The following is a 26,150-nucleotide window of genomic DNA, read 5'->3' on the forward strand; positions in this document are numbered from 1 at the left end:
GCATCCTGTCTCACACCCGAGACGGCACGTCCTCGGCGGCGGCGACGAGGCCGGCATAGCGCCCCCCGAGCGCGAGCAGCTCGTCGTGGGTGCCGGCCTCGACCAGGCGCCCCTCATGCAGGACGGCGATCCGGTCCGCCCGGCGCACGGTCGAGAGCCGGTGGGCGACGGTGACCGTGGTGCGGCCGCGGGCCAGCTCGTCGAGAGCCCCCTGGAGGGCCCGCTCGGTGGCGGTGTCGAGGGCCGAGGTCGCCTCATCGAGGACCAGCATCGGCGGGTCGCGCAGGATGGTGCGCGCCACCGCCAGCCGTTGCTGCTCGCCGCCGCTGAACCGGTGGCCCCGGGCCCCCACCACGGTCTCGAGCCCCTCGGGGAGGGAGGCGACCAGGTCGGCGACCTGGGCCGCGGCCAGCGCCCGCCAGAGCTCGGCCTCGGTGGCCTCGGGCCGGGCCAGCAGCAGGTTGTCGCGCACCGAGGCGTGCACCAGGTAGCTCTCCTGCGACACGGTGCCGACCACCGCGGCCAGCACGTCGAGGTCGAGGTCGCGCACGTCGACGCCGTCGATGCTCACCCGCCCGGTGCCGGGGTCGAGCAGGCGGGCCAGCAGGGCGGCCACGGTCGACTTGCCCGAGCCGGTGGGGCCGACGATGGCCAGCGTGGAGCCGGCCGGCACGTCGAGCGTCACGCCCGCGACGGCGTCGCGGTCGCTGCCGGGGTAGCGGACGGTGACACCCTCGACCCGCACGTGGCCGGCGACCCGGGTGGGGTCGAGCGGCACCGGGTGCTCGGGCGCGGCGACGTCGGGGACGAGGTCGAGGTACTCGAAGACCCGCGAGAACAGGGCCATCGAGGCCACCCACTGGGCCGTGACGTTGAGCAGCCCCATGAGCGGACGGAAGATCGCGCCCTGCAGCGCGGTGAACGCGACCAGGGTGCCGATGGTCATGCTGCCGGAGGTGGCCGGCAGGCCCGCGGCCAGGTAGACCAGGGCCGGGATGACCGCGAAGACGATCTGCATCGTCGCCATCCGCCAGCGGCCGGCCAGCTGAGAGCGCAGCTCGAGACCTACGAGCTCCTCGGAGGTCTCGGCGAAGCGCTGGGCCGAGCGGGCCGAGGTGCCGAGGGTCTTGGCGAGGCGGACGCCGCTGACCGAGAGGCCCTCCTCGATCTGGGCGTTGAGGTCGGCCAGGCGGCGCTGCTGCTGGGTGGTGACCTCACGGCGCAGGAGGGCGACCCGGCGGGTCAGCCACAGCGCCGGCGGGACGACCAGCAGGGAGAGCAGCGACAGGCGCCACGAGAGGGCCACCATGGCGGCGGCGGTGGCGGCGGCCGTGGTGACGTTCGATGCGATGGACGTGGCGGTGGAGGTGACCACGCCCTGCATCCCGCCCACGTCGTTGACCAGGCGCGACTGCATTTCGCCGCCGCGGGTGCGGGTGAAGAAGCCGAGCGACTGGCGCTGGAGGTGGCCGAAGACGCGCGTGCGCAGACCGTGCATGACCTGCTGCCCGACCTGGGTCGAGAGCCAGGTCTGTACGACGCCGAGGAGCTGGGTGACGGCGGCGATGGCGACCATCGCGCCGACGACGAGGAGGAGCAGGCGCACGTCGCGCTGCGGGATGGCGACGTCGACGACCTCGCGGACGAGGAAGGGCTGGGCGAGGCCGACGACGCTGGTGACGACGATCATCGCCACCACGACGCCGATGCGGGCGCGGTGGGGACGGAAGAGCGCGAGGACGCGCGAGAGGGGGACCGGCGCCTCGGCCAGGCGGGCCCGGTCGCGGGGGTCGACGGTCATGGCGCCGCGGGCGCCGCCGCCGTGGGTGGTGGTCGGACGGGGGGAGGTCGTGGTCGGGGCCGCTGTCATGGGCACCTCTCCTTGTGGGTCGAGGGGAAGAATATAATGAGGTTACCTCACAATGAGGCAAACGCACCAGCTCCCGGTAGCATTCCCGTCGTGCTGCCCCACCGCGACGACACCCCCGCCGACCTCGACCTCGGCGACCTCGTGATGCGGGTGGCCCGCGACCTGCGCCGCAGCGGGATGGCGGCCTTCGAGCCCTACGACCTCGCGCCCCACCACGTGCGGGCGCTGCGGGTGGTGGCGCACCAGGGCACGATGCGGCTGGGCGAGCTGGCCCAGCACCTGCGGGTCGCCCCGCGATCGGTCACCGACGTCGTCGACGCCCTCGAGAGCCGCGGCCTGGCCCGGCGCTCCCCCGACCCCGACGACCGCCGGGCCCAGGTGGTCGAGCTCACCGACGACGCGCGGGCCCTGGTCGGCCGCATCGACGAGGCCCGCCGCGCCGGCGCCGAGGCGTACTTCGCGCGGCTGCCGGCCGGTGAGCGCGAGACGCTGCGCCGGATCCTGCTGCGCCTCGACGCCGACGCCTGACCGGGGGTGATGACGGCCACCTGGCGGATCGACGTCGACGGGCGGGAACGCGCGGGATGGGGGTGAGCACCCACCCGACCCCGACCCGCCGGAGGCGGCATCAGGGTGGCCACCGGACCCACGCCGGCTCAGCCGCGGGTGACCAGCACCCCGTCCTCGTCGGCCCAGAGGGTGGCGCCGGGCACGAACTCGACCCCGCCGAACGACACCGCCACGTCACGTTCCCCCACGCCCTCCTTGGCCGACTTGCGCGGGTTCGAGCCCAGCGCCAGCACCCCGAGCGGCAGCGCGCCGAGGGCCAGCACGTCGCGCACCGCGCCGTGGAGGACGACCCCCGCCCAGCCGCGCTCGACGGCCGAGGCGGCGATGAGGTCGCCCAACAGCGCCGACTCCAGCGAGCCGCCGCCGTCGACGACCAGCACCCGCCCCTCCCCGGGCTCGGCCAGCGCCGCCTTGACCAGGGCGTTGTCGCGGTGGCAGTGCACCGTGCTCACGACCCCGGTGAACTGCGTCCGGCCGCCGTAATGGCGCAGCGGCAGGGACACCGACTGGAGCGCGTCGCCGTGCTCGTCGTAGAGGTCGGCGGTCGCGACCGCCACCGGCGCGACCGGGCCCGGCGACCCGCTCATCGCGCCGCCGCCTTCACCGCGAGCACCGGGCACGGGGCGTCGAGCAGCACCCGCTGCGCGACCGACCCGAGGATGAGCTTGCCCACCGCCGAGCGGTGGCGCAGGCCGATGACCAGGACCGACGCCGACCGCTCGGAGGCGGCGGCCACGATCGCGGCGGCGGGGTCACCGCCCTCCTCGACCTGCACCACCTCGGCGTCGACCCCCAGGTCGGCGACGTCGCGCTGCACCCGCGCCAGGTCGTCGGCCGGGGCGCGGCGGGCGTCGACCAGCACGTCGTCGCGCGACATGTTGAGCACCACCAGCCGTTCGCCCCGGCGTCGGGCCTCCTCGACGCCGGCGGCCAGCGCCGCCTCACCGAGCGGGCTGGGCACGTAGCCCACGAGCACGGTCATCGGGTGGCTCCTTCCGAGGCGACGGGGCGGCTGTCCTCGGCGGCGGCGGGCGAGGGCCGGTCGCCGTCGCCGCCGCCGCGGTGGTCGTCGTCGCCCCCGGAGCCCCGGCGCAGCAGCCGCGCGAAGAGCGGCCACAGGAGGACGACGGCGATGAACGCGTAGCAGACCCACGCGACGGGTCCCCCGACCAGCCCGGAGGCGTCGCCGCCGGTGAGCTGCAACGCCTGGCGGGCCTTGCGCTCGACCAGCGGCCCGAGGATCGCCCCCACGATGAGCGGCAGGACCGGGACCCCGAACCGCCGCATCGCGAACCCGATCCCGCCGAGCACCAGGAGCAGGAACAGGTCGAACGGCTGCGCGTTGACCGCGTACGCGCCCATCGACGCGAAGAAGAGGATGCCCGCGTAGAGGTAGGGCCGCGGGATGCGCAGCAGCTTGGCCCACGCCGGCGCGAGGGGCAGGTTCAGCACCAGGAGCAGGACGTTGCCGATGAACAGGCTCGCGATGAGCATCCACACCAGGTCCGGCTGCTTGACGAGCAGCAGCGGGCCGGGCTCGATGCCGTAGGACGTGATCGCGGCGATGATGATGGCCGCGGTCGCGTTGGTCGGGAGGCCGAGTGCGAGCAGCGGCACCATCGTCCCGGCCGCCGAGGCGTTGTTGGCCGCCTCCGGGCCGGCGACGCCCTCGATGGCGCCGTGGCCGAACTCCTCGGGATGCTTGGTCAGCCTGCGCTCGGTGAGGTAGCTGAGGAAGGTCGGGATCTCGGCCCCGCCCGCCGGGATCGCCCCGAACGGGAAGCCGAGGGCCGTGCCCCGCAGCCAGGGCTTCCACGAGCGGCCCCAGTCCTCCTTCGACATCCACGGGCGGCCGACGGGGATGACCGTCCCCGCCTTGCGGCGCAGGTGCGCGGCGACCCACAGGGCCTCCCCGACCGCGAAGATGCCGACCGCGATGACGACGACGTCGATGTTGTCGGCCAGGAACGGCGACCCGAAGGTCAGCCGCTGCTGGCCCGTGACGAAGTCGGTGCCGACCAGCCCGAGCGCGAGCCCGACGAGCAGGGCGGCGAAGCCCCGGACCCGCGAGGACCCGAGGATCATCGACGTCCCGACGAAGGCGACGAGGATGATCGCGAGGAACTCGGGCGCCCCGAGGGTGACCGCGAACGACGCGACCTCGGGCATCACGAACACCAGGAGCGCGGTCGCGATGGTGCCGGCGACGAACGAGCCGATGGCCGACGTCGCGCGCGCCTGGGCGGCCCGCCCCGACTTGGCCATCTTGTTGCCCTCGAGGGCGGTGACGACCGACGAGGACTCGCCGGGCGTGTTGAGCAGGATCGAGGTCGTCGAGCCGCCGTACATCCCGCCGTAGAAGATGCCGCCGAACAGGATGAGCGACTGCTCGACGGGCAGCCCGTAGGTGACCGGCAGCAGCAGCGCGACGGTCATCGCCGGGCCGATGCCCGGCAGGACGCCGACCGCGGTCCCGACCGTGACCCCGAGCAGGGCGATGAGCAGGTTCATCGGGGTGATGACGTCGGCGAACCCGCCGAGCAGGGCGTTGAGGTTGTCCATCAGAGGATCCCCTGGAGGACGCCGGCGGGCAGGTTGACCCCGAGCCCGATGGCGAAGGCGTAGAAGGTGGCGAGGCTCATCGCGATCCCGACGGCCAGGCCGCGGACGTGGTGCCGGTTGCCGAGCGCGAAGGCCGAGAGCGCGAAGAGCAGGGCGCCGCTGATGACCCAACCGAGCGGCTCGATGAGCAGCGCGTTGAGGACGAAGGCACCGGCGAGGATGGCGACGGTCCTCCAGTCGGCCGCCTGGCCGAGCTCGACGTCCTCGCCCTCCTCCGCCTCGCCCACCCCGCCGCGCAGGACGTCGACGGTGTACAGGACCGAGACCAGGAGGAGGAGCCCGCCGACCAGGAAGGGCATCGCCTTCGGGCCGATCGGGTCGTTGCTGCTCGTGACCGGGCCGAGGCGGCTCGCGTCGACGATGACGACGACCCCGGCCACGGCCAGGGCCGCGCACAGCCCGAGCTGCGCGCGGTCCCGGACCCGGCCGAGGGGACCCGCCCCCGAGGGCGTGCTGCCCTCGGGGACGGTCGTGGCCTGGGTCGTCATGTCAGGCCAGGCCGAGCGTGGTCAGGATGTCGGCGACCTTCTTGTCCTGCTCCTCGATGAAGGCACCGAACTCGTCGCCGGTCTCGAAGGCGTCGACCCAGCCGCGCTTCTTCAGCTCGTCCTTCCAGGCCTGGGAGTCGTGCATCTTCGTGAAGGCGTCGACCCAGACGGCCTTGTCGGCAGCGGAGATGCCGGGGGGTGCCACGACGCCGCGCCAGTTGGTGAACTTGAGGTCGATGCCGCTCTCCTTGAGCGTCGGCACGTCGGGGAGGGCGCTGACCCGCTCGGCGCTGGTGACGGCCAGGATGCGGACGTCGCCGGCCTCGACCTGGTCGAGGAACTCGCCGAACCCGCTGGCGCCGAACGCGATCTTCTTGCCGAGGATCGCCGGCAGGAGCTCGCCGCCACCGTCGTAGCTGACGTAGCTGACCTGCTGGGGGTCGATGCCCACGGTCTGGGCGAGCTGCATCGGCAGCAGGTGGTCGGGGCCGCCCGGCGAGGAGCCGCCGCCGACCGCGAGGCCCTTCGGGTTCGCCTTCCAGGCCGCGACGAGGGCGTTGATGTCCTGGTACGGGGAGTCCTTCGGGACGACGATCGCCCCGGCCTCCTCGATGAGCTTGGCGACGGGGGTGGTCTCGCTGAGCTTGGCCTTCGACTTCTGCGTGTAGGCGGCGCCGACGACGCCGAGCCCCATCTGCATGGCGAGCTTGCCGTTGCCCTTCTCGTTGACGACCCGCTGGAGGCCGACCGTGCCGCCGGCGCCGGGCAGGTTGAAGACCTGGACGCTGCCGGTGATCTTCTCCTTCTCCATCACCTGGGCCGCGGTGCGGGCGGTGGTGTCGTACCCGCCTCCGGGGCTGTTGGGGACCATGTACTGCAGGCCGGTGGCGGGCGCAGCATCCGCGGAGGCCGTGGCACCGCCGGTCCCCTGGTCCTTCGTGGCGCCGCAGCCGGTGAGGGCCAGCGAGGCCGCGACGAGGGCGCCGAGCGCGATGCGGTGGAGTCTCATCGTCGAGATCCCTTTCCTGTGGTGGAGTGGAACGCGATGATCGTGGTGGAGCCGGGCCAGGGTTGTCGCGCTTCTGTCCGCAGTGGAGGTTGAGTACATAGTGGTCACGCTCAGGCGCCGTCGGGCGACCCTCGCAGGGCAGCTCTTCGCGCTCCAGCTGGCGATCATCGTGGTGGTGCTCGTCGCCGTGGCCGCGGTCTCGCTGGCGCAGTCGGAGGCCACCTTCGAGCGCACCGAGGGGCGCCGGGTGGCCGCCCTCGGCGAGCAGCTGGCCGCCAACCCCCTCGTGCGGGTGAGCCTGACGATGCCCGAGACGCGCACCGGGCTGGCGACCCTCGGACAGAGCGTCGTGACCCAGGCCGGCGTCTCCTCGGTGTCGTTCGCCGACCGCGACCTCGACGTGCGTGTCTCGACCGACCCCTCCCTCGACGAGCAGCCGCTCCCGCTGGGCGACCCGCGGGTGGCCGCCGGCGGCAGCTGGTCAGGGATGATCACCCTCGACGGGCGCGACCACCTCGCCTCGCAGGTGCCGGTGCTCGGCGGCGACGACGACGACAAGGACCCCGCCACCCCCTCGCGCGCCGGCCAGCTGCTCGGCACGGTGATGGTCGCCGAGGTCACCCCATCCACGTGGGAGCGCCTGCAGGGCACCTCGTCCTACCTGCTCACCTACCTCGGCATCGCGCTGGCCGTCGGGCTGGGCGGGTCGTGGCTGCTGTCGCGGCGGATCAAGCGCCAGACCCGCGGGATGGAGCCGCGCGAGATCGCCGGCCTGGCCGAGCACCGCGAGGCGATGCTGCGGGGCATCGCCGAGGGCGTCATCGCGCTCGACACCCAGCAGCGCATCACCCTGGTCAACGAGGTCGCCCGCCAGCTGCTCGACCTGCCCGAGCACGCCATCGGCACGTCGGTCTCGGACCTGCGGATCGAGGGCCGGCTGCGCGAGGTCCTGGTGGGCGAGAACCCCCGGGGCGCCGCCGACCCCGCCGACCACGTCACCGCCGCGCGCGACGAGGTGGTCATCCGGCGCGGGCGGGTGCTGGTGATGAGCACCATGCGCGTCGTCAGCGGCGGCCGCGTGCTCGGCACGGTCACCACCCTGCGCGACCGCACCGCGCTGGCCGACCTCGAGCGCGAGATCGGCTCGTTCCGCTCGACCGCCCACGTGCTGCGCGCCCAGGCCCACGAGTTCGCCAACCAGCTGCACACCATCAGCGGCCTCATCCAGATCGGCGAGCTCGACGAGGTGGTGCGCTACGTCGACACCCTCAGCGAACGCCGCCACGCGCTCGACCTCGTGGTCAACACCCTCGTGCAGGACCCCACCATCGCGGCCCTGCTCATGGCCAAGGCCGCCACCGCCAACGAGCGGCGCATCGACCTGACCATCACCGAGGAGTCGCGCCTCGAGCGGCTCGAGACCCACGACGCCGCCGACGTCGCCACGGTGCTCGGCAACCTCGTCGACAACGCCTTCGAGCACGCACCGCGGGGCCCGCTGACGCCGCCGTTCGTGCGGGTGCGGGTGCGCCAGGACGCGAGCACGGTCGAGATCGTCGTCACCGACTCGGGCCCGGGCGTGCCGGACGCGTTGCGCGCCAGCCTGTTCGAGCACGGCGTCACCACCAAGCGGGTCGACCCGATGGAGCACGGCGTGGGGCTGGCCCTGACCCGGCTGGTCTGCCGCCGGCGTGGGGGCGAGATCGAGGTCGACCGCGTCGACGGGACGACCCGGTTCGTGGCGCGCCTCGGGGTGTCGACCTTCGTCGACCCCGACGCGCCGGCCCGGCCGGCCGTCGCCGAGGGGATGGCCCGATGATCCGGGTGCTCGTGGTCGACGACGACTTCATGGTGGCGCGCATCCACGTGGGGTTCGTCGAGAAGGTGGACGGCTTCGCGGTCGTGGGGGTCGCACACTCGGGGGCGGAGACGGTCGAGGCGGTCGAGCGGCTGCGCCCCGACCTGCTGCTGCTCGACCTCTACCTCCCCGACCGTTTCGGGCTCGACCTGCTGGCCGAGGTGCGCACCGGGCCCCACCCGTGCGACGCCATCGTCATCACCGCGGCCAAGGAGAGCGAGTCGGTGCGGGCGGCCGTGCGGCTCGGGGTGGCCGACTACCTGCTCAAGCCCTTCGGGTTCCCCGACCTCGAGGAGCGGCTCCGGCGCTACGCGGGGCAGCGCTCGCTGCTCGCCCGCGCCGAGGTCACCGGGCAGGAGGACGTCGACCGGGTGTTCCTGCGGGTCGGGGGCGCCGCACCGCCGCTGCCCAAGGGGCTCAGCCCCGAGACGGCGCGGCTGGTCGAGGACGCCCTCGGGGCGGCCTCCGCGCCGGTCTCGGCCACCGAGATCGCCGAGACCGTCGGGATGTCGCGGGTCAGCGCGCGCCGCTACCTCGAGCACTTCGCGCAGATGGGTCGGGCCGACGTGCGGCTGCGGTACGGCAGCACCGGGCGCCCCGAGCGGCAGTACCGCTGGGTCGGCTGATGGCCAACGCCCCCGCGGCCGGGCACGCCCTCGACGTCCTCGGCCTCATCGCCCGCCGCGGGGAGCCGGTGCCGGCCGCGGCCATCGCGCGCGACCTGGGGCTGCCCCGCTCCAGCGTCTACCACCTGCTGGCCGTGCTCGTGGAGCGCGGCTACGTGCGCCACCTGCCCGAGGAGCGGCGCTACGGGCTGGGGCTGGCCGCGTACGAGCTCGGCTCGGCGTACCAACGGCAGGCGCCCCTGGAGCGGATGGCCCGGGGCCTGATGGACCGGCTCGTCGACGGCTGCGGCCACAACGCGCATCTGGCGGTGCTGCACGGGGGCGACGTGCTCTACGTGGTCGAGCACCGGGCGCCGGGTCGGCCGCTGCTGGTCACCGACGTGGGGGTGCGGCTGCCGGCGCCCCTGACCGCCACCGGGCTGGCGATGCTGGCGGCCCTGCCGGCCGCCCAGGTGCGGGCGCTCTACCCCGACCGGGCCGCCCTGGTGCGGCGCGACGGGCGCGGGCCGGCGTCCACGACCCAGCTGCGCTCCTGGCTGCAGGCGGTGCGCCAGCGCGGGTACGCGGTCGAGGACGGGCTGGTCACGCCGGGCCTGGGTTCGGTCGCGGTCGCCGTGCTCGACGCGAACGACTACCCGGTGGCCGCGGTGGCCGTCACCTACCCGCAGGCCGACGTCGACGACGCCGGCCGCGAGCGCCTCGTCGCCGCCGTGGGGCGGACGGCCGGGGCGCTCGCGGCGCGGGTCGGGCGGGTGCGCTGAGCGCGCCCCGGCGCTCGCGTCCGGCCGGTCAGGCGTCGATCGAGGACATGTCGCCGTAGCGGGGGCCGGCCACGGCGTCGCGCGGGACGGCGGCGTCGAGGGCCGCGAGGTCGTCGGCCGTGAGCTCGACCTCCAGCGCGCCGACGTTCTCCTCCAGGTACTTGACCCGCTTGGTGCCGGGGATCGGGGCGACGTCGTCACCCTGCGCCAGCACCCAGGCGAGCGCGAGCTGGCCCGGCGTGCAGCCCTTCTCCTCGGCGATGGCGCGCACCTTGGCGACCAGGCCGAGGTTGGTCTCGAGCGCCTCGCCCTGGAAGCGCGGGAAGTACGCCGTGCGGCGCGAGTCGTTGGCCTCGAGCTGCTCCTCCGAGGTGATGGCGCCGGTCAGGATGCCGCGCCCCAGCGGCGAGTAGGGCACCAGGCCGATGCCGAGCTCGCGGATCGTGGGGAGGATCTCGTCCTCGAGGTCGCGGGTGAAGAGGCTGTACTCGGTCTGGAGCGCGGTGATCGGGTGCACCGCGTGGGCCCGGCGGATGGTCTCGGCCGAAGCCTCCGACAGGCCGAGGTGGCGCACCTTGCCGGCCTCGACGAGCCCCTTCATCGCGCCGACGGTCTCCTCGATGGGGACGGCCTTGTCGACGCGGTGCTGGTAGTAGAGGTCGATGTGGTCGACGCCGAGGCGCTGGAGGCTGGCGTCGCACGCGGCGCGGACGTACTCGGGGCTGCCGTCGATGCCGAGGCGCGCGCCGTCCTCCCCGCGCTTGTTGCCGAACTTGGTGGCCAGCTGCACCTCGTCGCGGCGGCCGGCGATGGCCTTGCCGACGAGCCGCTCGTTGGTGAAGGGGCCGTACATGTCGGCGGTGTCGAGGAAGCTGACGCCGAAGTCGAGGGCGCGGCGGATGGTGTCGATGCCGGTCTGCTCGTCGCCGGTGCCGTAGAACTCCGACATCCCCATGCAGCCGAGGCCGAGGGCCGAGACGGTGAGGGCGGAGGTGGTGCCGAGGGTGCGGTGCTGTGTCGTCATGTCCCCCAGCCAACTCCTTGGAGCGCGCTCCAGGTCAAGCCCGGGCGGCCTCCGACTCCTGACGGGCCACGACGTCCTCGTAGATGCCGATCTTCTGGTCGATCGCCCCGAGGTGCTCGGTGACCTCGGCCAGCTGGTCGAGGACGACCCGACGGTGCGCGCGCAGGAGCTCGAGCCGGTCGGCCTCGGTGCCACTGCCGGCGCGGACGAGGTCGGCGTAGCGGCGGACGTCGCGGATCGGCATCCCGGTGGCGCGCAGCCGGCTCAGCAACCCGATCCAGCGCAGGTCGGCCTCGGTGTAGCGCCGGTGGCCACTGCTGGAGCGGCCCACGGCGCGCAGCAGCAGGCCGTCCTTCTCGTAGTAGCGCAGGGTGTCGGTCGTCAGACCGGTGCGCTCGGCGGCCTCGGCGATCGAGAGGCCGGCGGGGGGTGCGGTGACGGCGGTCGCGGTGCTCACGGCCGCCATCCTCGCGCCTGGAGCCCACTCCAGGTCAAGCCGGGCGTCCGAGGGGCACGCCGGCCACCGTAGGGTCGGGGGATGCCGAGTGCCCCCGTCAGCGTCGTCGTCCTCGCCGGAGGCCGGTCGAGCCGGTTCGGGGCCGACAAGCTGGCCGCCCCGCTGCGCGGCACCACCGTGCTCGACCACCTGCTCGACGCCCTGCCCACCGCGTGGCCCGTCGTGGTGGTGGGTCAGGAGCGGGCGACCCGCCGCCCCGTGACGTGGGCCCGCGAGGACCCGCCCGGCGGTGGCCCGCTGGCGGCGGTGCTGGCCGGGGTCGCGGTGGCGCGGGCCGATCTGGTGGCGGTCGTGGCGGGCGACATGCCGGAGGCGGCGCCGGCGCTGGAGCGGTTGGTGGCGGTGCTCACGGCGGCGGGCCCCGAGGTGGAGGCGGCCGTGGGGGTCGACGACGAGGGGGTCCCCAACCCCCTGCTGGCGGCCTACCGGCGCGCGGCGGTCGCGGCCCGGGCGGCGCTGCCGACCGCGGGCGTCCCGGCCCGCTCGCTGCTGTCGCTGGTGCACGTCGAGGTGCCGGTGCCCGGGCGGGAGGCGCACGACGTCGACACCCGGGCCGACCTCGATTCCTTCGGCCCGCGGGCATAGCCTCGGGGGATGCAGGCGATCACGATCCCCGAGCCCGGCGGGCCCGACGCCCTCGTCCTCTCCGACGTCGAGACACCGGCACCAGAGGCGGGCGAGGTGCTGGTGCGCGTCGCGGCCGCGGGCGTCAACCGGGCCGACACCATGCAGCGCCAGGGCCACTACCCGCCGCCGCCCGGCGAGTCCGAGGTCCCGGGGCTCGAGGTGAGCGGCACCGTCGAGGCGCTCGGTGACGGCGTCGACGGCTGGGCGGTCGGCGACGAGGTGTGCGCGCTGCTGGCCGGCGGTGGGTACGCCGAGCTGGTGCGGGTGCCCGCGGGGCAGCTGCTGCCGGTGCCGAGCGGGGTGTCGCTCGCCGACGCCGCCGCGCTGCCTGAGGTGGCCTGCACGGTCTGGTCCAACGTCTTCCTCACCGCCAACCTGCAGCCCGGCGAGACCCTGCTGGTGCACGGCGGGTCGTCGGGGATCGGCACCATGGCCATCCAGCTCGCGAAGGCGGTCGGCGCCACGGTCGCGGTCACCGCGGGGAGCGCCGAGAAGCTCGAGGCCTGCCGCGCCCTCGGCGCCGACATCCTGGTCAACTACCGCGACGAGGACTTCGTCGAGCGGGTGCGCGCGGCGACCGGCGGCCGCGGCGCCGACGTGGTGCTCGACAACATGGGGGCCAAGTACCTGGGGCGCAACGTCGACGTGCTGGCCCCCAACGGGCGGCTGGTCGTCATCGGGCTCCAGGGCGGGCGCGTGGGGCAGCTCGACCTCGGCGCCCTGCTGGTCAAGCGGGCCGCCGTGATCGCGACGTCGCTGCGGGCCCGTCCTCGCGACGAGAAGGCGGCGATCGTGGCCGCCGTGCGCGAGCACGTGTGGCCGCTGGTGGCCGACGGCGTGGTGCGCCCGATCATCCACTCGCGCCACCCGCTCGCCGAGGCGGCCGCCGCGCACCGCGAGATGGAGGAGAGCGGCCACATCGGCAAGATCCTGCTCACCATCGGCTGACGGGCGGGCGCGGACGCCGTCCGCCCTTCGCGGCCGGTACATGTGTCCGCGCCGTCCTCTCGGATGCTCCCGGTCCGGGAGCGGACCCCCGGGGGAGGGGCGGATCGTGACCTCTCGGATGCTCCCCATGCGGGAGCGCTCCCCGACCGGCGCCCCACGCACGTCTGACTCACGACCGGGAGCAACCGAGAGTCAGGCAGCACCACACCGCGGTTCGGGGCGGCGGGCCACCACCGGGAGCAACCGAGAGGGCGCCGGCGACCGTCAACCTCTGGGGCCCGGCGAACTCGGCACCGGCACGGCACCGGCACGGCACCGGCACCGGCACCGTCACTCAGTTGACCTGGCGGTCCCGCCCTTCCCAGTACGGCGCACGCAGCTTGAACTTCTGCAGCTTCCCGGTCGCGGTGCGGGCCAGCTCGGAGCGGAACTCCACCGACGTCGGCGCCTTGTAACCGGCCGCGCGCTCCTTGCACCAAGCGATGATCTCGGCCTCGGTGACCTGCTCCTCGCCGCCGACCACCACGAGCGCCTTGATCGTCTCGCCCCACTTCTCGTCGGGCACGCCGATCACCGCCACCTCGGTGACGGCCGGGTGGCTGAAGATGACGTCCTCGACCTCGACCGACGACACGTTCTCGCCGCCGGTGATGATGACGTCCTTCTTGCGGTCGGAGATGGTCAGGTAGCCGTCGTCGCCGATGGTGCCGCCGTCGCCGGTGTGGAACCAGCCGCCCTCGAGCGCGCGTGCCGACTCCTCGGGCTGCTCCCAGTACCCCTCGAGCACCACGTTCGAGCGCGCGAGCACCTCGTTCTCGGGCGACAACGAGAGCGACACCCCGAGGGCGGGGGCCCCCGCTCGCACCAGCAACGAGGCGCGCTCATCCGCGGGCAGGTCGTCCCACTCGGCGCGGCGGCGGTTGATGGTCAGCAGCGGCGAGGTCTCGGTGAGCCCGTAGATCTGGATGAACTCCCAGCCCAGCTCGGCCTCCACCCGCGCCACCGTCTTCGTGGGCGGCGGCGCCCCGGCCACGATGATGCGCACCCGGTCGCGCCCGGGGATCTCGCCCTCCCACGTCTGGGCCGCCTCGAGCACCGCGTTGACCACGGCCGGCGCCGCACACATGAAGGTCACCCCGTGCCGCTCCACCCGGCGCAGGATCTCGGCGCCGTCGACCTTGCGCAGCACGATCTGCGGCACCCCGAGACCGGTGGTGGCGAACGGCATCCCCCACCCGTTGGCGTGGAACATCGGCAGCGTGTGCAGGTACACGTCGCGGTCGGTGACCCCGGCGTGCAACGCGAAGGTGAGCGCGTTGGTCCAGATGTTGCGGTGGGTGATCTGCACGCCCTTGGGCCGCGCCGTGGTGCCCGAGGTGTAGTTGATGGTGGCCGTCGCGTTCTCGTCGGGCTCCCAGGCGCGCGGCTCGACCCCCTCGGCCGCGAAGATCGCGTCGTCGTCACCGATGACGAAGCGGTGCTCGGCCCCGACCGACGCCAGCGCCTCGTCGACCTCGGGGTCGACCAGCAGCACGCGTGACCCCGAGTGCTCGACGATGTAGCGGATCTCGTCGGGGCGCAGCCGGAAGTTGACCGGCACCAGCACCCGCCCCGACCCGCACACCCCGAAGAACGCCACCAGCATCCGGGCCGCGTTGTGCGACACGATCGCGACCCGCTCGCCCACCCCGATACCGAGCTCGTCGAGCCGGGCCGCCTGCCGCTTCGCCAGGGCCGCGACCTCGGCGTAGGTGAGGTCGGGCAGGGGGTCGGCCACCTGGCTGGGCTCGTCGACGACGCCCACGCGGTCGCCGTAGACCGTGCGGGCACGGTCGATGAAGTCGGACACGGTCATCGGGACCAGCATCGGTCTGCCTCTCCGTCGAAGGGACCTGCACCGGACATCCTGCGTCGTCCCGGCCGCGCGCGCCAGCACCCGTTCGGCAGGAGGGACGATCCCGGCGGCGAGCGGGCGGCGAGCTCGTCGTGGGGCCTGAGCGGGGGGCGCGAGCCGGTAGCATCGGGGGCGCACAGGGTCCTGGTGCGTCGTTGGAGGCGGGTTCGGCGCACGCTCGCTCCGCCCTCCCCGGGCGCAGGACCCAGGAAGCCCACACCCGATGTCTCCCCTCGCCAGCTACCGGCGGCTGTTCTCGCTCGCCGGCCCGCGCTACGTCCTCGTCGCCTTCGTCGGGAGGTTGCCGCTCGCGATGAGCCAGATGGGGACGCTGCTCCTCGTCGCCGGCACCACCGGCTCGTACGCCCTGGGCGGTGGGGCCGCCGGTGCCCTGGCCGTCGCCAACGCCGTGGGTGCCCCGGTCGCCGGGTCACTGGCCGACCGCATCGGGCAGCGGCCCGTCGTCCTCGTGCAGTCCCTGGCCGGTGGGGCGGCCCTGCTGGCGCTCGTGGCCCTCGCCGTGTCGGGGCGGTCGCCGGCCGTCGTCATCACCGCGGCCGCGGTGGCCGGCGCGGCGATGCCGCAGATCGGGCCGCTGGCCCGGGTGCGCTGGCGGCCGCTGACGCGCGGCCAGGGCGCCGCCCAGCCCCGCCTGATGGAGACGGCCTTCTCGTACGAGGGCGCGGCCGACGAAGCCTCGTTCGTGCTCGGCCCGGCCCTCATCGGGGTGCTGGTGGTGCTGGTCAGCCCGGCGCTGGCGGTGTCGGTGGCGGCGGTGCTGCTGCTGGCCTTCGGCACGGCCTTCGCGCTGCACCCGACCGCGACCCTGGCGCACGCGCACCGCTCGACGGCCGCGGCGACCGGCCGGCTGCTCACCGCGGCCTTCGGGGTGCTCCTGGGCGCGCAGCTGCTCATCGGGGTGCTGTTCGGCTCCATCCAGACCGGGACGACCGTGCTCACGACCGCGGCCGGGCAGCCCGGGATCGCCGGGCTGGTGCACGCGTCCCTCGGGGTGGGCTCGGTGCTCGCGGGCCTCGCGGTGGCCGGCCTGCCGGTGCGCTTCGGCTTCCCGTCGCGGGTGCTGGTGGCGGCGCTGGGGCTCGCCGTGCTGACCACGCCGCTGCTCGTGACCGACTCGGTCCCGCGGCTGTTCGCGGTCGTCCTGGTGCTGGGCTTCGTGATCGCGCCCTACATGATCAGCGTGTTCGTCCTCGGCGAGCGGGTGGTGCCGGCCTCGCGGGTCGGGACGGCGATGACCCTGCTCGCGGCGGTGACCGGCGTGGGGTACGCCCTGGGGTCGGCCGTGGCGGGTCGGCTGGCGGACGCACACGGCCATCCCGGGGCGTTCGCGGTGACGGTGGCGGCCGGGTCGCTGGCCGCGCTGCTGGCACTGGCCGCGCAGCCGCTGCTGCGCCGCGTCTCGGCAACCGGCCGGATGTCGGGCGACGACGCCGGTGCCGTCGAGGGCGCCCCCGCCTGACCGGAGCGGGCTGGGGCAGGATGAGGGGATGAGCGACCAGCCGAGCCAGCAGGACGAGCAGGGCCGGGGCCAGGGCCCGGACCACGGCGACGACGAGCAGCGCGTGGTGCCCGCGACCGTGGTCGGCGACGAGGACCGCATCGTCGTCGTGACCCCCGACGGGATGGGCGTGGCACCGCGCGAGGCTCAGGCCACGACGCCCGACGACGAGGGCTCGACCCCGGCCCGCCGGCGGCCCACCAACCCGGCCGACCTCGTCGAGCAGCCCGCCAAGGTCATGCGCATCGGCGCCATGGTCAAGCAGCTCCTCGAGGAGGTGCGCAGCGCGCCGCTCGACGAGCAGGGCCGGGCCCGCCTCGCCGACGTGCACGAGCGCTCGATCGCCGAGCTCAAGGACGGCCTGGCCCCCGAGCTGGTCGAGGAGCTCGAGCGCATCGCCCTGCCCTTCAGCGACGAGGCGCCCAGCGATGCCGAGCTCCGCATCGCCCAGGCGCAGCTGGTCGGCTGGCTCGAGGGCCTGTTCCACGGCATCCAGACCGCCCTGGTCGCGCAGCAGATGGCGGCCCAGGCGCAGCTGCAGCAGATGCGCCAGCTCCCGCCCGGCACCCACCCCGGGATGCCGCACCCGGGCGGGGGGATGCCGGGCATGCCCGGGCCGCCGTCCGAGCCGGGGCACGCCGAGGGCACCGGCCAGTACCTCTAGACGGGCGTCGCCCGGGAGGCGCGGCGAGGCAGTCCGAGCGCGAGCCACAGGCCCGGCGGGCCGGCGAGGCCGATGACCATGAGTGCCAGCCGCGGCGAGCCCACGAACGGCTGCACCGCGAGGACCAGCACGACCCCGCCGAGGTTGCCGGCCAACAGCAGGACCGCCGTGGCCGTGCCCGAACGGGCCGCACCGACGTGCGCCTCGGACCAGTCCAGTGCCACCGGCAGCCCCGCCAGGAGGACGACGCCGAGCACCGCGAGCAGTGCCCCGGCCGCCAGCGGCGCGTTGACCACGGTGAGCACGAGCATCACGCCGGCGGTGAGCGCGGTCGCGACGAGCAGCAGCGCGCGACGGGCGTCGCGAGCGGCCGCCGGGCCGGGCAGCACCGCGGCCCCGACGATCCCCGCCACCGTCATCACCCCGATCAGGCCGCCCGCGACACCCGGGTGCCCCAGCCCGGCCATGATCGGGTCGAGCCAGGTGGCCAGCGCGTTGAAGACGCCGACCCCCACCAGCAGCAGGCCCGCCAGCCGCCAGAGAAGCGGGTCGTGGCGCAACCAGGCCCAGCCGGCGCCGCCCGCGGCACGGACCTCGGGCGGGGCGACGACGACGACACGGAGCAGGGCCAGGACCGCGACACCGGCCACGACCGCCAGGGCGGCGTGGGCGGCCAGGAGTGGCGCGAGGCCGTCGTGGCCCACGAGCAGCGGCCCACCCAGGGCGCCGGCGAGGACCCCCACGAACTGGGCCGCGCTGCCGACCGCGATGGCGAGGGTGCGCTGTGCGGGCGGGAAGCAGCGGGCGGCCAGTGCGGTGGTGGCCGTGAGCACGAGCGGCTGGGCCACCGACGCCAGCAGCTGGCCCGACAGCTGCCATCCGTAGGAGGCGGGGTCGACCAGCCGGACCAGGGCCCCGCCCATCGTGAAGGCGGCGCCGGCCGCCAGTGTGGGGCGGAAGGCGCGGTCGACGAAGCGCCCGGCCGGCAGCGCGAGCAGCACGAACAGCAGCGGGTTGACGACGGCCAGGTCGCCGACGAGGCCCTCGGAGACCCCGAGCGCGCGGGCGCTCTCGCGGGTGACCGGGGCGAAGGTCAGCCACAGCACCTGGGTGGTGGCCACGAGCAGCGAGAAGGCGGCCAGCATCCACCACCGCGACGCCGTGGGCCCGACGTCGACGGCCAGGGAGGCGGCCCGCCGGGTGCTCACACCGGCACCGGGACGTCGACGCGGCGCAGCGAGCGCAGCGGCGAGAGCCAGCCGAAGGCCGCCGCCACCAGCCCGACCGAGACCACGGCCACCATCGCGCCCCGCACCCCCAGCAGCTCGGCCACCGCGCTGGCCCCCAGGGCGCCGGTGGTCCAGCCGACGCCGAACGACAGCATCCGGCCCGCGGTGTTGACCCGCCCGAGGAGCGGCTCGGGGGTGACCTGCTGGCGGTAGGTCATCGAGTTCAGCACGACGGTCTGGTAGAACACGCCCCACACCACCATGGCCACGACCGCCACCGGCCAGGCCGAGGCGGTGGCCACCACCAGGCCGGCGACGGCCGACGGGCCGAGCGCCACCAGCGTGACCCGGGCCGGCGGCATCCGGCGCAGCAGCCACGGCGTGAGGGCGGCGGCCGTGACACCCCCCATGCCCCAGGCCGCGAAGACGAGGCCGAAGCGCCAGCCGCTGGTGCCGACGCCGAGCAGCCGGTCGGCGTAGGGCACCGAGAGGGCCATGAACCCGGCGCCGGAGAGCGACATCAGGAAGCCGATGACGGTCTGCGCGCGCACGCCCGCGTGGGCCCACAGGAAGCGCAGCCCGACCAGCACCTCGGCTCCCAGCACCCGGGGCCGCAGCGGCGGCAGGTCGCGGCGCCCCGAGAGCCGCACCCGGATGCGCGCCACGAGCACCGCCGAGAGCACGAAACTGACGGCGTCGACCCCGAGCAGCACGGCCGGATGCGCCAGGGCCAGGAGCACGCCGGTGAGCATCGGCACCCCGAGGTCGAGCAGCGAGCCCACCCCCCAGACGGCGGCGTTGGCCTCGCCGAGCCGGGCGCGGCCGACGATGGCCGGGAGGGCCCCGAAGGCCGCGCCGTCGAAGAACACGAAGCAGGTCTGCGTGACGAACCCGGCGAGCAGGGCGTGGGTGACCGTGAGCGCGTCGAGCGCGTAGGCCACCGGGACCGACCCGATGGCACAGGCGCTGAGCAGGTCGGCCGCGACCATGACCCGGCGGCGGTCGAGCCGGTCGGACAGGGCGCCCGAGACCAGCCCGAAGAACAGGTACGGCAGGCCCTCGACCAGGGTGACCAGGGCGGTGAGCGCGGGGCTGCCGCTGAGCCGGTAGACCAGCACGGGGAGCGCGACGGCGGTGACGAGCGTGCCCAGGATGGACACGATGCGCGCGCTCCAGAAGGCCCGGAAGTCGGGGTCGGCCCGCAGCGGGGTGAGCGGCGCGTCCACCGGCGCTCTCCTCCCCTGCGGTCCGTCGGTCCTCGGTACGGGCAGAGCGTACCGACGCCCACCGTCGGGCACGGGCGCGTCCGGGACGCCGCGGCGACTACCGTGCGCAGGAGGCCCACGCCGGGCCGCGAACCCCAGGAGGCACCATGCGCGCAGTGGTCTACGACCGTCCCCGGTCGTTCGCCGTGCAGGAGGTCGAGCGCCCGAGCGCCGGCCCGGGCCAGGTGGTGGTCGACGTCGACCGCGCCGGGGTCTGCGGCACCGACCTGCACCTGCACGAGGGCGGCTTCTTCGCCGCCTTCCCGCTGACGCCGGGGCACGAGTCGACCGGTGTCGTGCGCGAGGTGGGCGACGGGGTCGGGCACGTGCGGGTCGGGCAGCGGGTGGCCGTCGACAACGCCTCGGCCTGCGGACACTGCCCCGAGTGCTCGCGCGGCAACCACCTGTTCTGCGAGGACTTCCTGTCCCTCGGGGTCAACGCGCCCGGCGGGTTCGCCGAGTCGCTCGTCAGCCCGGCGCACAAGGTCTACCCCGCCGACGACCTGGCCGCCGAGGTCGCCGTGTTCGCCGAGCCGCTCGCGTGCGCGGTGCACGGGATGGACGTGCTGGGCCTGCGCCCCGGAGCCGACGTGCTGGTGGTGGGGGCCGGCACGACCGGGCTCCTGCTGGCCCAGCTGCTGCTGCACGGCGGCGCCGGCCGGGTGACGATGGCGGCGCCGACGGCGTTCAAGCTCGCGCTGGCCGAGTCCTTCGGCGTCGACCGGGTGGTGCCGGTGACCCGCGACGCCGAGGCCACCGCGCGCACCCTGGCCGCGCTGCAGCCCGGCGGGTTCGACGTGACCGTCGACGTCACCGGGGCGGCGGCGGTGGTCGCCACCCTGCCGGCGCTGACCGCGACCAACGGCACCGTGTTCGTCTACGGGATGTGCGACGAGGACGCCCGCATCCCGCTCAGCCCGTACGACGTGTTCCGGCGGCAGCTGACCGTCAGAGGCTCGTTCGCCCAGGTCGACTGCATGGACCGGTCGCTGGCCTGGCTGCGCTCGGGGCGCATCCGCACCGACGGGCTCGTCACGCACCGGTTCCCGCTCGCCGAGTACGGCACCGCGCTCGAGACGCTGCGCAGCGACCCGACCAGCCTCAAGGTCCTCGTCGACCCCACCGCCTGAGGCCGCTCAGAACAGCACCCCGAGAAACCGGCGCCCCGACCCCGGTTTCCCCCGGGTGAAGGTCCTGCGCGCAGATCGCTGGGTCAGGACGCGAACTCCATCGTGACCACCGCGGCCGGGTCGATGGTCGTGATCAACGTCGTGTAGACGGTCTTCGCCTGGTCCTTCAGGACGCCCTGGTTCGAGTCGAGGTACTTCTGCTGGGCCTTCTTGTCGAGGATCTCGTTCACCATCTTGAGCGTGTCGGGCTTCGGTGCCGTCCAGCTCAGGAAGTCGCCGTCCTCCGTGGCGACCTCGAACGTCGGCTCGTCATAACCGATGAAGACGAACTCGGGCACGGTGACCCGGTAGGCGCTCTGCCCGACCGTCGCCACCTTCACCGCGGCCCCGTCGATCCCGAGCTTCCCCTTGAAGGTGTACTGGAGGAACACACTGCTGCTCGATCCGGGGATGGTCCTCCCGAACAGGGTGGCGTTCGTCTTCTGCGACGTGATGCCCTGGATGCTGAGGCTGACCAGCGAGACCTCCTGCGTGCGCTCGATCGCCTGGATGACCTGGGAGTCCCGGCTTTCGCTTCGACTCCCGAAGGGGAGGGACCAACCCTGCGTGGTCGCCACGACGAGTCCCCCGATCAGGAGGATCGCCACGACGACGCCCCCCGCCACCACCTTCACCACCGACTTGATCATCGTTCCAGAGCTCCCTACGTGTCGGCCGTAGCCCGCCTCGGGCTGGGCCGCCCGGCGTGGAGCCATCCGGACCCCCGGGCGGAACAGTAGCGGGCTGCGGCGACACGGGAGGTCAACCCCACGAATGAGGCGGCTGTCCCGCCACGACACTCCCGCACGTGCCGGGTTGTTGCGCGCGGGGGGCTGCTCCCACCGCAACAACCCCGCACGTGCTGGGTTCTGGCGCGCGCCGACGCCCGGTCAGAGCGCGGCGGCGGCTGCCCGCCCGGCCTCACGCCCCGTGAACAGGCATCCCCCCACGAAGGTGCCCTCGAGGGCCCGGTACCCGTGCACGCCGCCGCCGCCGAACCCGGCGACCTCACCCGCCGCGTACAACCCCGGCACCGGCGAGCCGGCCGCGTCGAGCACCCGCCCCGAGAGGTCGGTGTGCAGGCCACCCAGGGTCTTGCGCGAGAGGACCCGCAGCCGCACCGCCACGAGCGGTCCGTGCTTGGGGTCGAGGATGCGGTGCGGCGGGAACGCGCGCTTGGTGAGACGGTCGCCGCGATACCGCCGGGCCACCCGGATCGCCGCGACCTGCGCGTCCTTGGTGAACTCGTTGTCGACCTGCCGGTCGCGCTCGACGACCTGCCGCGTCAGGTGCCCGGCGTCGATCGGATGGTCGGGTTCGAGCGCGTTCATCCGCGCCACCAGCTGGTCAAGGGTGTCGGCGGTGAGCCAGTCCTCGCCGTGGTCGAGGAACGCCTGCACCGAGGGCTGGACCTTGGTGAACGGCCGGCGCAGCACGTCGCGGTAGCGGCGCTCGGTGAGGTCGAGGTTCTGCTCCGACCCCGAGAGCGTGAACTCCTTGCCGACGATCGAGCGGTTGAGCACGAACCACGAGTGGTCGGCGCCGGTGCGCCGCAGGTGCTGGAGCGTCCCGAGGGTGTCGAACCCCGGCAGGAACGGGCTCGGCAGCCGGTCGCCGTGGGCGTCGAACCAGAGCGAGCTCGGGCCGGGCAGGATGCGGATGCCGTGCCCCGGCCAGATGGGGTCCCAGTTGCGCACGCCCTCGGTGTAGTGCCACATCCGGTCGCGGTTCACGACCACGCCGCCCGCCGCCTCGGTGATCGCGAGCATCCGGCCGTCGACATGGGCCGGCACCCCGGTGAGCAGGTCGCGAGGTGCCTCCCCCAGGCGCGACGGCCAGTTGGGGCGCACCAGCGAGTGGTCGCCGCCGATGCCGCCCGAGGTCACCAGCACGACCTCGGCGCCGTACTCGAAGCCGCCGGTGACGTCGCGGTTGGTGGCCACCCCGCGCGGTGACGCGTCGGGTGCCAGCACCGACCCGCGCACCCCGGTGACGGCACCCCCGCTGGTCACCAGCTCGTCGACCCGGTGCCGCGGCCGGTAGACGATCCGGCCGCCGGCCATGTGCTCGCGGACCCGCTTCTCGAACGGTGCGACCAGCCCGGTGCCCGTCCCCCACGGGATGTGGAAGCGCGGCACCGAGTTGCCGTGGCCGCCGCTGGTGCCGTCGCCGCGCTCGGCCCAGCCGACCACCGGGAAGAACGACACGCCGCGCTCGCGCAGCCAGGCGCGCTTCTCGCCCGCGGCCCACTCGACGTACGAGCGCGCCCACTCGCGCCCCCAGTGGTCGGGGCCCGGGCTGCCGTCGGGTGCGACCAGGCGGTCCCACCCCGCACTGCCCTGCCAGTCCTGCCACGCCAGCTCGAGCGAGTCGCGGACGCCCATCCGCCGCTGCTCGGGGCTGTCGACGAGGAACAGGCCACCGAAGCTCCACCACGCCTGGCCCCCGAGGTTGGCCTCGGACTCCTGGTCGAGCAGCACCACCGAGCGGTCGGCATCGGCGAGCTCGCACGCCGCGACCAGGCCGGCGAGCCCGGCTCCCACGACGACGGCGTCGGCATCCACGGCCCGACCCTATGCCTGCACGCCCACCACGCGGACCCCTCGCCCCACACCCTCGACGACCAGCGCCGCGAGGTCGCGCACGACGAGGTCGGCCTCGGGCTCGAGCTCGGCCCGCTCCATGGTGTTCTCCACCGCGACGAGCCCCCCGCAGCCGGCCGCCCGTGCCGCACGCAGCCCGGCCACGGCGTCCTCGACCACCAGGCAGTCGGCGGGGGCGAGCCCGAGCCGCTCGGCGCCCAGCAGCCAGGGGTCGGGCCAGGGCTTGCCGCGCTCGACGTGGTCGGCGGTGACGACGACGTCCGGGCGCGCCAGCCCGGTGGCGCGCAGCCGCGCCTCGGCCAGCGGGTCGCTCGAGGACGTGACGATGGCCGTGGGCACGCCGGCCGCGTGCAGCAGCGCCAGCAGCTCGGCCGCGCCGGGCAGCACGGTGATGCCGTCGACGTCGGCCACCTCGAGCTCGACGATCCGCTCGTACGCGGCCTCGCGCCGCGCCTCGGGCAGCAGCTCGGCGATGAGGTTGCGCGCGGTGACGCCGTGGAAGCCCACGAGCCGCCGCGGGTCGACCCCGTGCTCCTCGCACCACCGCAGCCAGGACCGCTCGACCGCCCCGATGGAGTCGATGAGGGTGCCGTCCATGTCGAGCAGCACCCCCGCGAAGGGCCGGGCCAGGGCGGGTGGGACCGCGGAGTCGGGCATGCCGGCCAGCCTAGGGTCCGGCGCCGACCGGCCGGTGTCCGCCCGGTCCGGCCCGGCCACCCAGGCGGCCGACCTAGTGTGGGCGTCATGTCCCGACCCGCCGGCGCTCCGCGCACCGCGGTCGCGAGCGCCACCGTCGCGGTCGTGGCCCTGGTGGGGGGATGGAGCTGGGCCGCCGACCTGGTCGGGAGCGGCTTCGACCCGCGCACCGAGTCGATCAGCGCGCTGGCCTCGCTCGCGACGCCCCATCGCTGGGTGATGACGGCCGCCCTCGTGGTGACCGGGCTCGCGCACTGCGTCACGGCCGCCGCGCTCGGGGCCGCCCGCCGCCCCGGCCGCATCGCGCTCGCGCTCGGCGGCCTGGCGACCCTCGCCGTCGCCGCCGCACCCCTGCCGTCGCGTACCGAGTCCTCGTCGCTGCACACCACCGTCGCCACGCTGTCCTTCGTCCTGCTCGGGCTCTGGCCGGTGCTGGGCGCCCGCCGCGACGGGCCGCTGGTCCTGCGCCGCAGGGTGGCGTGGCCGGCCGGCGCCGTCCTGCTGCTGGCCGTGGCCTCGCTCGGGGTGGGGCTGGGCGGGGGGTCGTTCGGCCTCCACGAGCGCCTGGTCGCGGCGCTCACCGTGCTGTGGCCGCTGGTCACGGCGGTCGGCGTCTGGTGGTCGGCCGGGCACCGGGTGGGGTCGCGCCGGGTCCTGCACGTGCTGACCGCGCTCGGGCTGACCGCCGGCTGCGTGGTCGCCGGCGTCGCGGCCACCTCGCTGGCGCCGGTGACCGCCCAGACCCGCACCTACCAGGCCACGGTGACCCTCGACGGCGACCCCCGCCGGGCGGGTGAGCTGCTGGCCGAGACCACCTTCGGCGACGTGCAGGTGACCTTCTCCGGCCTGGCGCCCGGCATCCGCGCCGTCCCCCAGGTCAAGGCCAGCATCGCCGACCTCCTCTCGCGCCCGAAGGTGAGCCTGAGCAGCCTGCGCCCCGGCCCCCAGGAGCTCGACACCGCCATCCGCGACGCCGGGGTGGCCGTGCTCCTGCGCTTCGCCCTCGGCGCCGCCCTGCTGGCGCTGGTCGTCGTCGGTGCCTGGGCCCTCGGCCGCCGGCGCCGTCCGCCACCCTGGCTGGTGGCCGCCTCGGTCGCGGCCTGGACGGTCGCCACCGTGGGCACGGCCGCCAGCGTCTACACCACCTACCAGCCGAGCCGGCAGGGCACCTTCACCGCCACCGAGGTCCTCGGCACCCTGCAGCGCAACCAGGGCCTGCTCGGCGACGTCGAGACCCGCGCCACCCAGGCGGTCCCCTACCTGCGCAACCTCCTGGCCCTCTCGACCGCGCTCCAGCAGAAGTACGCCGCCGGGTCCCTCGAGTTCGACCCCGCGCTGCGGGTGCTGCTGGTCAGCGACATCCACGGCGGTCTCCAGTACCCCCTGATGCGCACCATCGTCGAGCAGGAGAGCATCGACGTCGTCGTCGATGCCGGCGACCTCGTCAACTTCGGCACCGTCACCGAGGCCACGGCGGCCGGCATGTTCGAGGGCATCGCCTCGCTGGGCGTCCCCTACCTGTTCGTCCGCGGCAACCACGACGCCACGAGCGCCACCGACACCGCCCTGCTGACCCGGCTCGAGGACGTCCCCAACGTGGTCCTCCTCCAGGCTCCGAACGGCGACTACGACGAGGTCACCGTGGGCGGCATACGGATCGCGGGCTTCAACGACCCCCGCTGGTTCGGCGACTCGGGCAGGGGCTCGCCCGCGAAGCAGCGCCCTGCCCGCGAGGCCTTCCAGCGCGCGTTCGCCGGCCGACCCGCCCCCGACGTGGTCGTCTCGCACGAACCGTGGGCCCTCGACGGGGTGGAGGGCGGGGTCCTGCTCAACGGTCACATGCACTCGAGCGACCTCGAGGGCAACCGGATCCAGGTGGGCACGTTCACCGGCGGCGGCCCGTTCGTGCACTTCGTCGCGCAGGAGTCGCCCGACGGCGGCGAGGAGCTCGAGGGACAGCCGTCGGCGTTCGACATCCTCACCTTCGGGCCCCGGTGCCGCCTCTCGTCGCTGACGCGCTACCGGTTCCACGACATCATCGAGGGCCGGCCGGCCTACGACGACGTCTCGATCATCAACGGCGACCGGATCGACACCCGCCCGAACGACGCCGAGCGCACCTGCAGCGCCGACGAGCCGCTCACCCGCACGACCATCGCGGCAGGGGTCGGCGCCGGCTGAGGCGCATCGC

At 74.5% G+C, this 26,150-nt stretch carries 24 protein-coding genes; 10 read left to right on the forward strand and 14 right to left on the reverse strand.

The window, feature by feature from the left end; genetic code table 11:
- Positions 1 to 10: 10 nt before the first annotated feature.
- Entirely contained in the window at positions 11 to 1,870 is a 1,860-nt protein-coding gene (locus ATL31_RS12790; RefSeq protein ID WP_101396102.1) for an ABC transporter ATP-binding protein, read from the reverse strand.
- A gap of 90 nt (positions 1,871 to 1,960) precedes the next feature.
- Here ATL31_RS12790 and ATL31_RS12795 point away from each other — a divergent pair, with 90 nt between their 5' ends.
- Entirely contained in the window at positions 1,961 to 2,398 is a 438-nt protein-coding gene (locus ATL31_RS12795) for a MarR family winged helix-turn-helix transcriptional regulator (protein WP_245862412.1), read from the forward strand.
- A 128-nt stretch (positions 2,399 to 2,526) separates the two neighbouring features.
- Here ATL31_RS12795 and rraA read toward each other — a convergent pair whose 3' ends face one another.
- Genes rraA through ATL31_RS12820 form a run of 5 tightly spaced genes read right to left on the reverse strand, consistent with a single transcriptional unit; the run spans position 2,527 to position 6,559 of the window.
- Positions 2,527 to 3,027, reverse strand: coding sequence for a ribonuclease E activity regulator RraA (rraA, locus tag ATL31_RS12800; RefSeq protein WP_170062506.1), 501 nt, complete (start codon positions 3,025 to 3,027; stop codon positions 2,527 to 2,529).
- Positions 3,024 to 3,422, reverse strand: a complete 399-nt coding sequence (locus ATL31_RS12805) for a universal stress protein (RefSeq protein ID WP_101396104.1) — start codon at positions 3,420 to 3,422, stop codon at positions 3,024 to 3,026. Before ATL31_RS12805 ends, rraA begins: the two co-directional genes overlap by 4 nt.
- Positions 3,419 to 5,002, reverse strand: a complete 1,584-nt coding sequence (locus ATL31_RS12810; RefSeq protein WP_101396105.1) for a tripartite tricarboxylate transporter permease — start codon at positions 5,000 to 5,002, stop codon at positions 3,419 to 3,421. Before ATL31_RS12810 ends, ATL31_RS12805 begins: the two co-directional genes overlap by 4 nt.
- On the reverse strand, positions 5,002 to 5,550 hold the full coding sequence (locus tag ATL31_RS12815; protein WP_101396106.1) for a tripartite tricarboxylate transporter TctB family protein: 549 nt from the start codon (positions 5,548 to 5,550) through the stop codon (positions 5,002 to 5,004). The genes ATL31_RS12810 and ATL31_RS12815 overlap by 1 nt, the downstream gene beginning before the upstream one ends.
- A 1-nt stretch (position 5,551) precedes the next feature.
- Positions 5,552 to 6,559, reverse strand: a complete 1,008-nt coding sequence (locus tag ATL31_RS12820; protein ID WP_101396107.1) for a Bug family tripartite tricarboxylate transporter substrate binding protein — start codon at positions 6,557 to 6,559, stop codon at positions 5,552 to 5,554.
- Between the two features lie 100 nt (positions 6,560 to 6,659).
- Between ATL31_RS12820 and ATL31_RS12825 the strand changes: the two genes are divergently transcribed.
- From ATL31_RS12825 to ATL31_RS12835, 3 genes are read left to right on the forward strand one after another with little or no spacing between them, the layout of a single operon-like run.
- On the forward strand, positions 6,660 to 8,378 hold the full coding sequence (locus ATL31_RS12825) for a sensor histidine kinase (RefSeq protein WP_245862415.1): 1,719 nt from the start codon (positions 6,660 to 6,662) through the stop codon (positions 8,376 to 8,378).
- Complete coding sequence (locus ATL31_RS12830) at positions 8,375 to 9,043, forward strand: response regulator (protein WP_101396108.1); 669 nt, start codon at positions 8,375 to 8,377, stop codon at positions 9,041 to 9,043. The genes ATL31_RS12825 and ATL31_RS12830 overlap by 4 nt, the downstream gene beginning before the upstream one ends.
- Positions 9,043 to 9,804 (forward strand): IclR family transcriptional regulator, encoded by a 762-nt coding sequence (locus ATL31_RS12835; protein ID WP_101396109.1) that lies wholly within the window; start codon positions 9,043 to 9,045, stop codon positions 9,802 to 9,804. Before ATL31_RS12830 ends, ATL31_RS12835 begins: the two co-directional genes overlap by 1 nt.
- A gap of 28 nt (positions 9,805 to 9,832) precedes the next feature.
- On the opposite strand, the gene ATL31_RS12840 is transcribed toward ATL31_RS12835, so the two are convergent.
- Complete coding sequence (locus ATL31_RS12840) at positions 9,833 to 10,828, reverse strand: aldo/keto reductase (RefSeq protein WP_101396110.1); 996 nt, start codon at positions 10,826 to 10,828, stop codon at positions 9,833 to 9,835.
- A 34-nt stretch (positions 10,829 to 10,862) separates the two neighbouring features.
- The gene (locus ATL31_RS12845; RefSeq protein WP_245862419.1) at positions 10,863 to 11,285 is read right to left on the reverse strand and encodes a MerR family transcriptional regulator; all 423 of its coding nucleotides are present in this window, start codon (positions 11,283 to 11,285) and stop codon (positions 10,863 to 10,865) included.
- Positions 11,286 to 11,366: 81 nt separating this feature from the next.
- On the opposite strand from ATL31_RS12845, the gene mobA reads away from it, so the two are divergent.
- Together mobA and ATL31_RS12855 are read left to right on the forward strand one after the other, a co-directional pair.
- Positions 11,367 to 11,930 carry a molybdenum cofactor guanylyltransferase gene (gene mobA / locus ATL31_RS12850; RefSeq protein WP_101396112.1) on the forward strand — a complete coding sequence of 188 codons (564 nt, stop codon included), beginning with the start codon at positions 11,367 to 11,369 and terminating at the stop codon, positions 11,928 to 11,930.
- A gap of 9 nt (positions 11,931 to 11,939) precedes the next feature.
- Entirely contained in the window at positions 11,940 to 12,920 is a 981-nt protein-coding gene (locus ATL31_RS12855; protein WP_101396113.1) for an NAD(P)H-quinone oxidoreductase, read from the forward strand.
- A gap of 334 nt (positions 12,921 to 13,254) precedes the next feature.
- Here the strand turns inward: ATL31_RS12855 and ATL31_RS12860 are convergent, their stop codons facing one another.
- Positions 13,255 to 14,775 (reverse strand): AMP-binding protein, encoded by a 1,521-nt coding sequence (locus ATL31_RS12860; RefSeq protein ID WP_245862422.1) that lies wholly within the window; start codon positions 14,773 to 14,775, stop codon positions 13,255 to 13,257.
- A 262-nt stretch (positions 14,776 to 15,037) separates the two neighbouring features.
- On the opposite strand from ATL31_RS12860, the gene ATL31_RS12865 reads away from it, so the two are divergent.
- Positions 15,038 to 16,294: an MFS transporter gene (locus tag ATL31_RS12865; RefSeq protein WP_101396115.1), complete on the forward strand. Its 1,257-nt coding sequence runs from the start codon at positions 15,038 to 15,040 to the stop codon at positions 16,292 to 16,294.
- A 28-nt stretch (positions 16,295 to 16,322) separates the two neighbouring features.
- Positions 16,323 to 16,997: a proteasome activator gene (locus tag ATL31_RS12870; protein ID WP_425440330.1), complete on the forward strand. Its 675-nt coding sequence runs from the start codon at positions 16,323 to 16,325 to the stop codon at positions 16,995 to 16,997.
- Here the strand turns inward: ATL31_RS12870 and ATL31_RS12875 are convergent.
- Both ATL31_RS12875 and ATL31_RS12880 read right to left on the reverse strand, forming a co-directional pair.
- Positions 16,994 to 18,205, reverse strand: coding sequence for an MFS transporter (locus tag ATL31_RS12875; protein ID WP_101396116.1), 1,212 nt, complete (start codon positions 18,203 to 18,205; stop codon positions 16,994 to 16,996). The genes ATL31_RS12870 and ATL31_RS12875 overlap by 4 nt on opposite strands.
- Positions 18,202 to 19,452: an MFS transporter gene (locus tag ATL31_RS12880; protein ID WP_158239849.1), complete on the reverse strand. Its 1,251-nt coding sequence runs from the start codon at positions 19,450 to 19,452 to the stop codon at positions 18,202 to 18,204. Before ATL31_RS12880 ends, ATL31_RS12875 begins: the two co-directional genes overlap by 4 nt.
- Before the next feature lie 146 nt (positions 19,453 to 19,598).
- On the opposite strand from ATL31_RS12880, the gene ATL31_RS12885 reads away from it, so the two are divergent.
- Entirely contained in the window at positions 19,599 to 20,621 is a 1,023-nt protein-coding gene (locus ATL31_RS12885) for a zinc-dependent alcohol dehydrogenase family protein (protein ID WP_101396118.1), read from the forward strand.
- An 83-nt stretch (positions 20,622 to 20,704) separates the two neighbouring features.
- Here ATL31_RS12885 and ATL31_RS12890 read toward each other — a convergent pair whose 3' ends face one another.
- From ATL31_RS12890 to ATL31_RS12900, 3 genes are all read right to left on the reverse strand, one after another.
- Complete coding sequence (locus tag ATL31_RS12890; protein ID WP_101396119.1) at positions 20,705 to 21,310, reverse strand: hypothetical protein; 606 nt, start codon at positions 21,308 to 21,310, stop codon at positions 20,705 to 20,707.
- A 240-nt stretch (positions 21,311 to 21,550) separates the two neighbouring features.
- On the reverse strand, positions 21,551 to 23,224 hold the full coding sequence (locus ATL31_RS12895; RefSeq protein WP_101396120.1) for an FAD-binding dehydrogenase: 1,674 nt from the start codon (positions 23,222 to 23,224) through the stop codon (positions 21,551 to 21,553).
- A 9-nt stretch (positions 23,225 to 23,233) separates the two neighbouring features.
- Positions 23,234 to 23,920 (reverse strand): HAD-IA family hydrolase, encoded by a 687-nt coding sequence (locus tag ATL31_RS12900; RefSeq protein WP_101396121.1) that lies wholly within the window; start codon positions 23,918 to 23,920, stop codon positions 23,234 to 23,236.
- 87 nt (positions 23,921 to 24,007) lie between these two features.
- On the opposite strand from ATL31_RS12900, the gene ATL31_RS12905 reads away from it, so the two are divergent.
- On the forward strand, positions 24,008 to 26,140 hold the full coding sequence (locus tag ATL31_RS12905) for a DUF998 domain-containing protein (RefSeq protein ID WP_101396122.1): 2,133 nt from the start codon (positions 24,008 to 24,010) through the stop codon (positions 26,138 to 26,140).
- Positions 26,141 to 26,150 lie beyond the last annotated feature (10 nt).

Origin of the sequence: Phycicoccus duodecadis, assembly GCF_002846495.1 — a bacterium.
In the GTDB taxonomy this organism is placed as follows: domain Bacteria; phylum Actinomycetota; class Actinomycetes; order Actinomycetales; family Dermatophilaceae; genus Phycicoccus; species Phycicoccus duodecadis.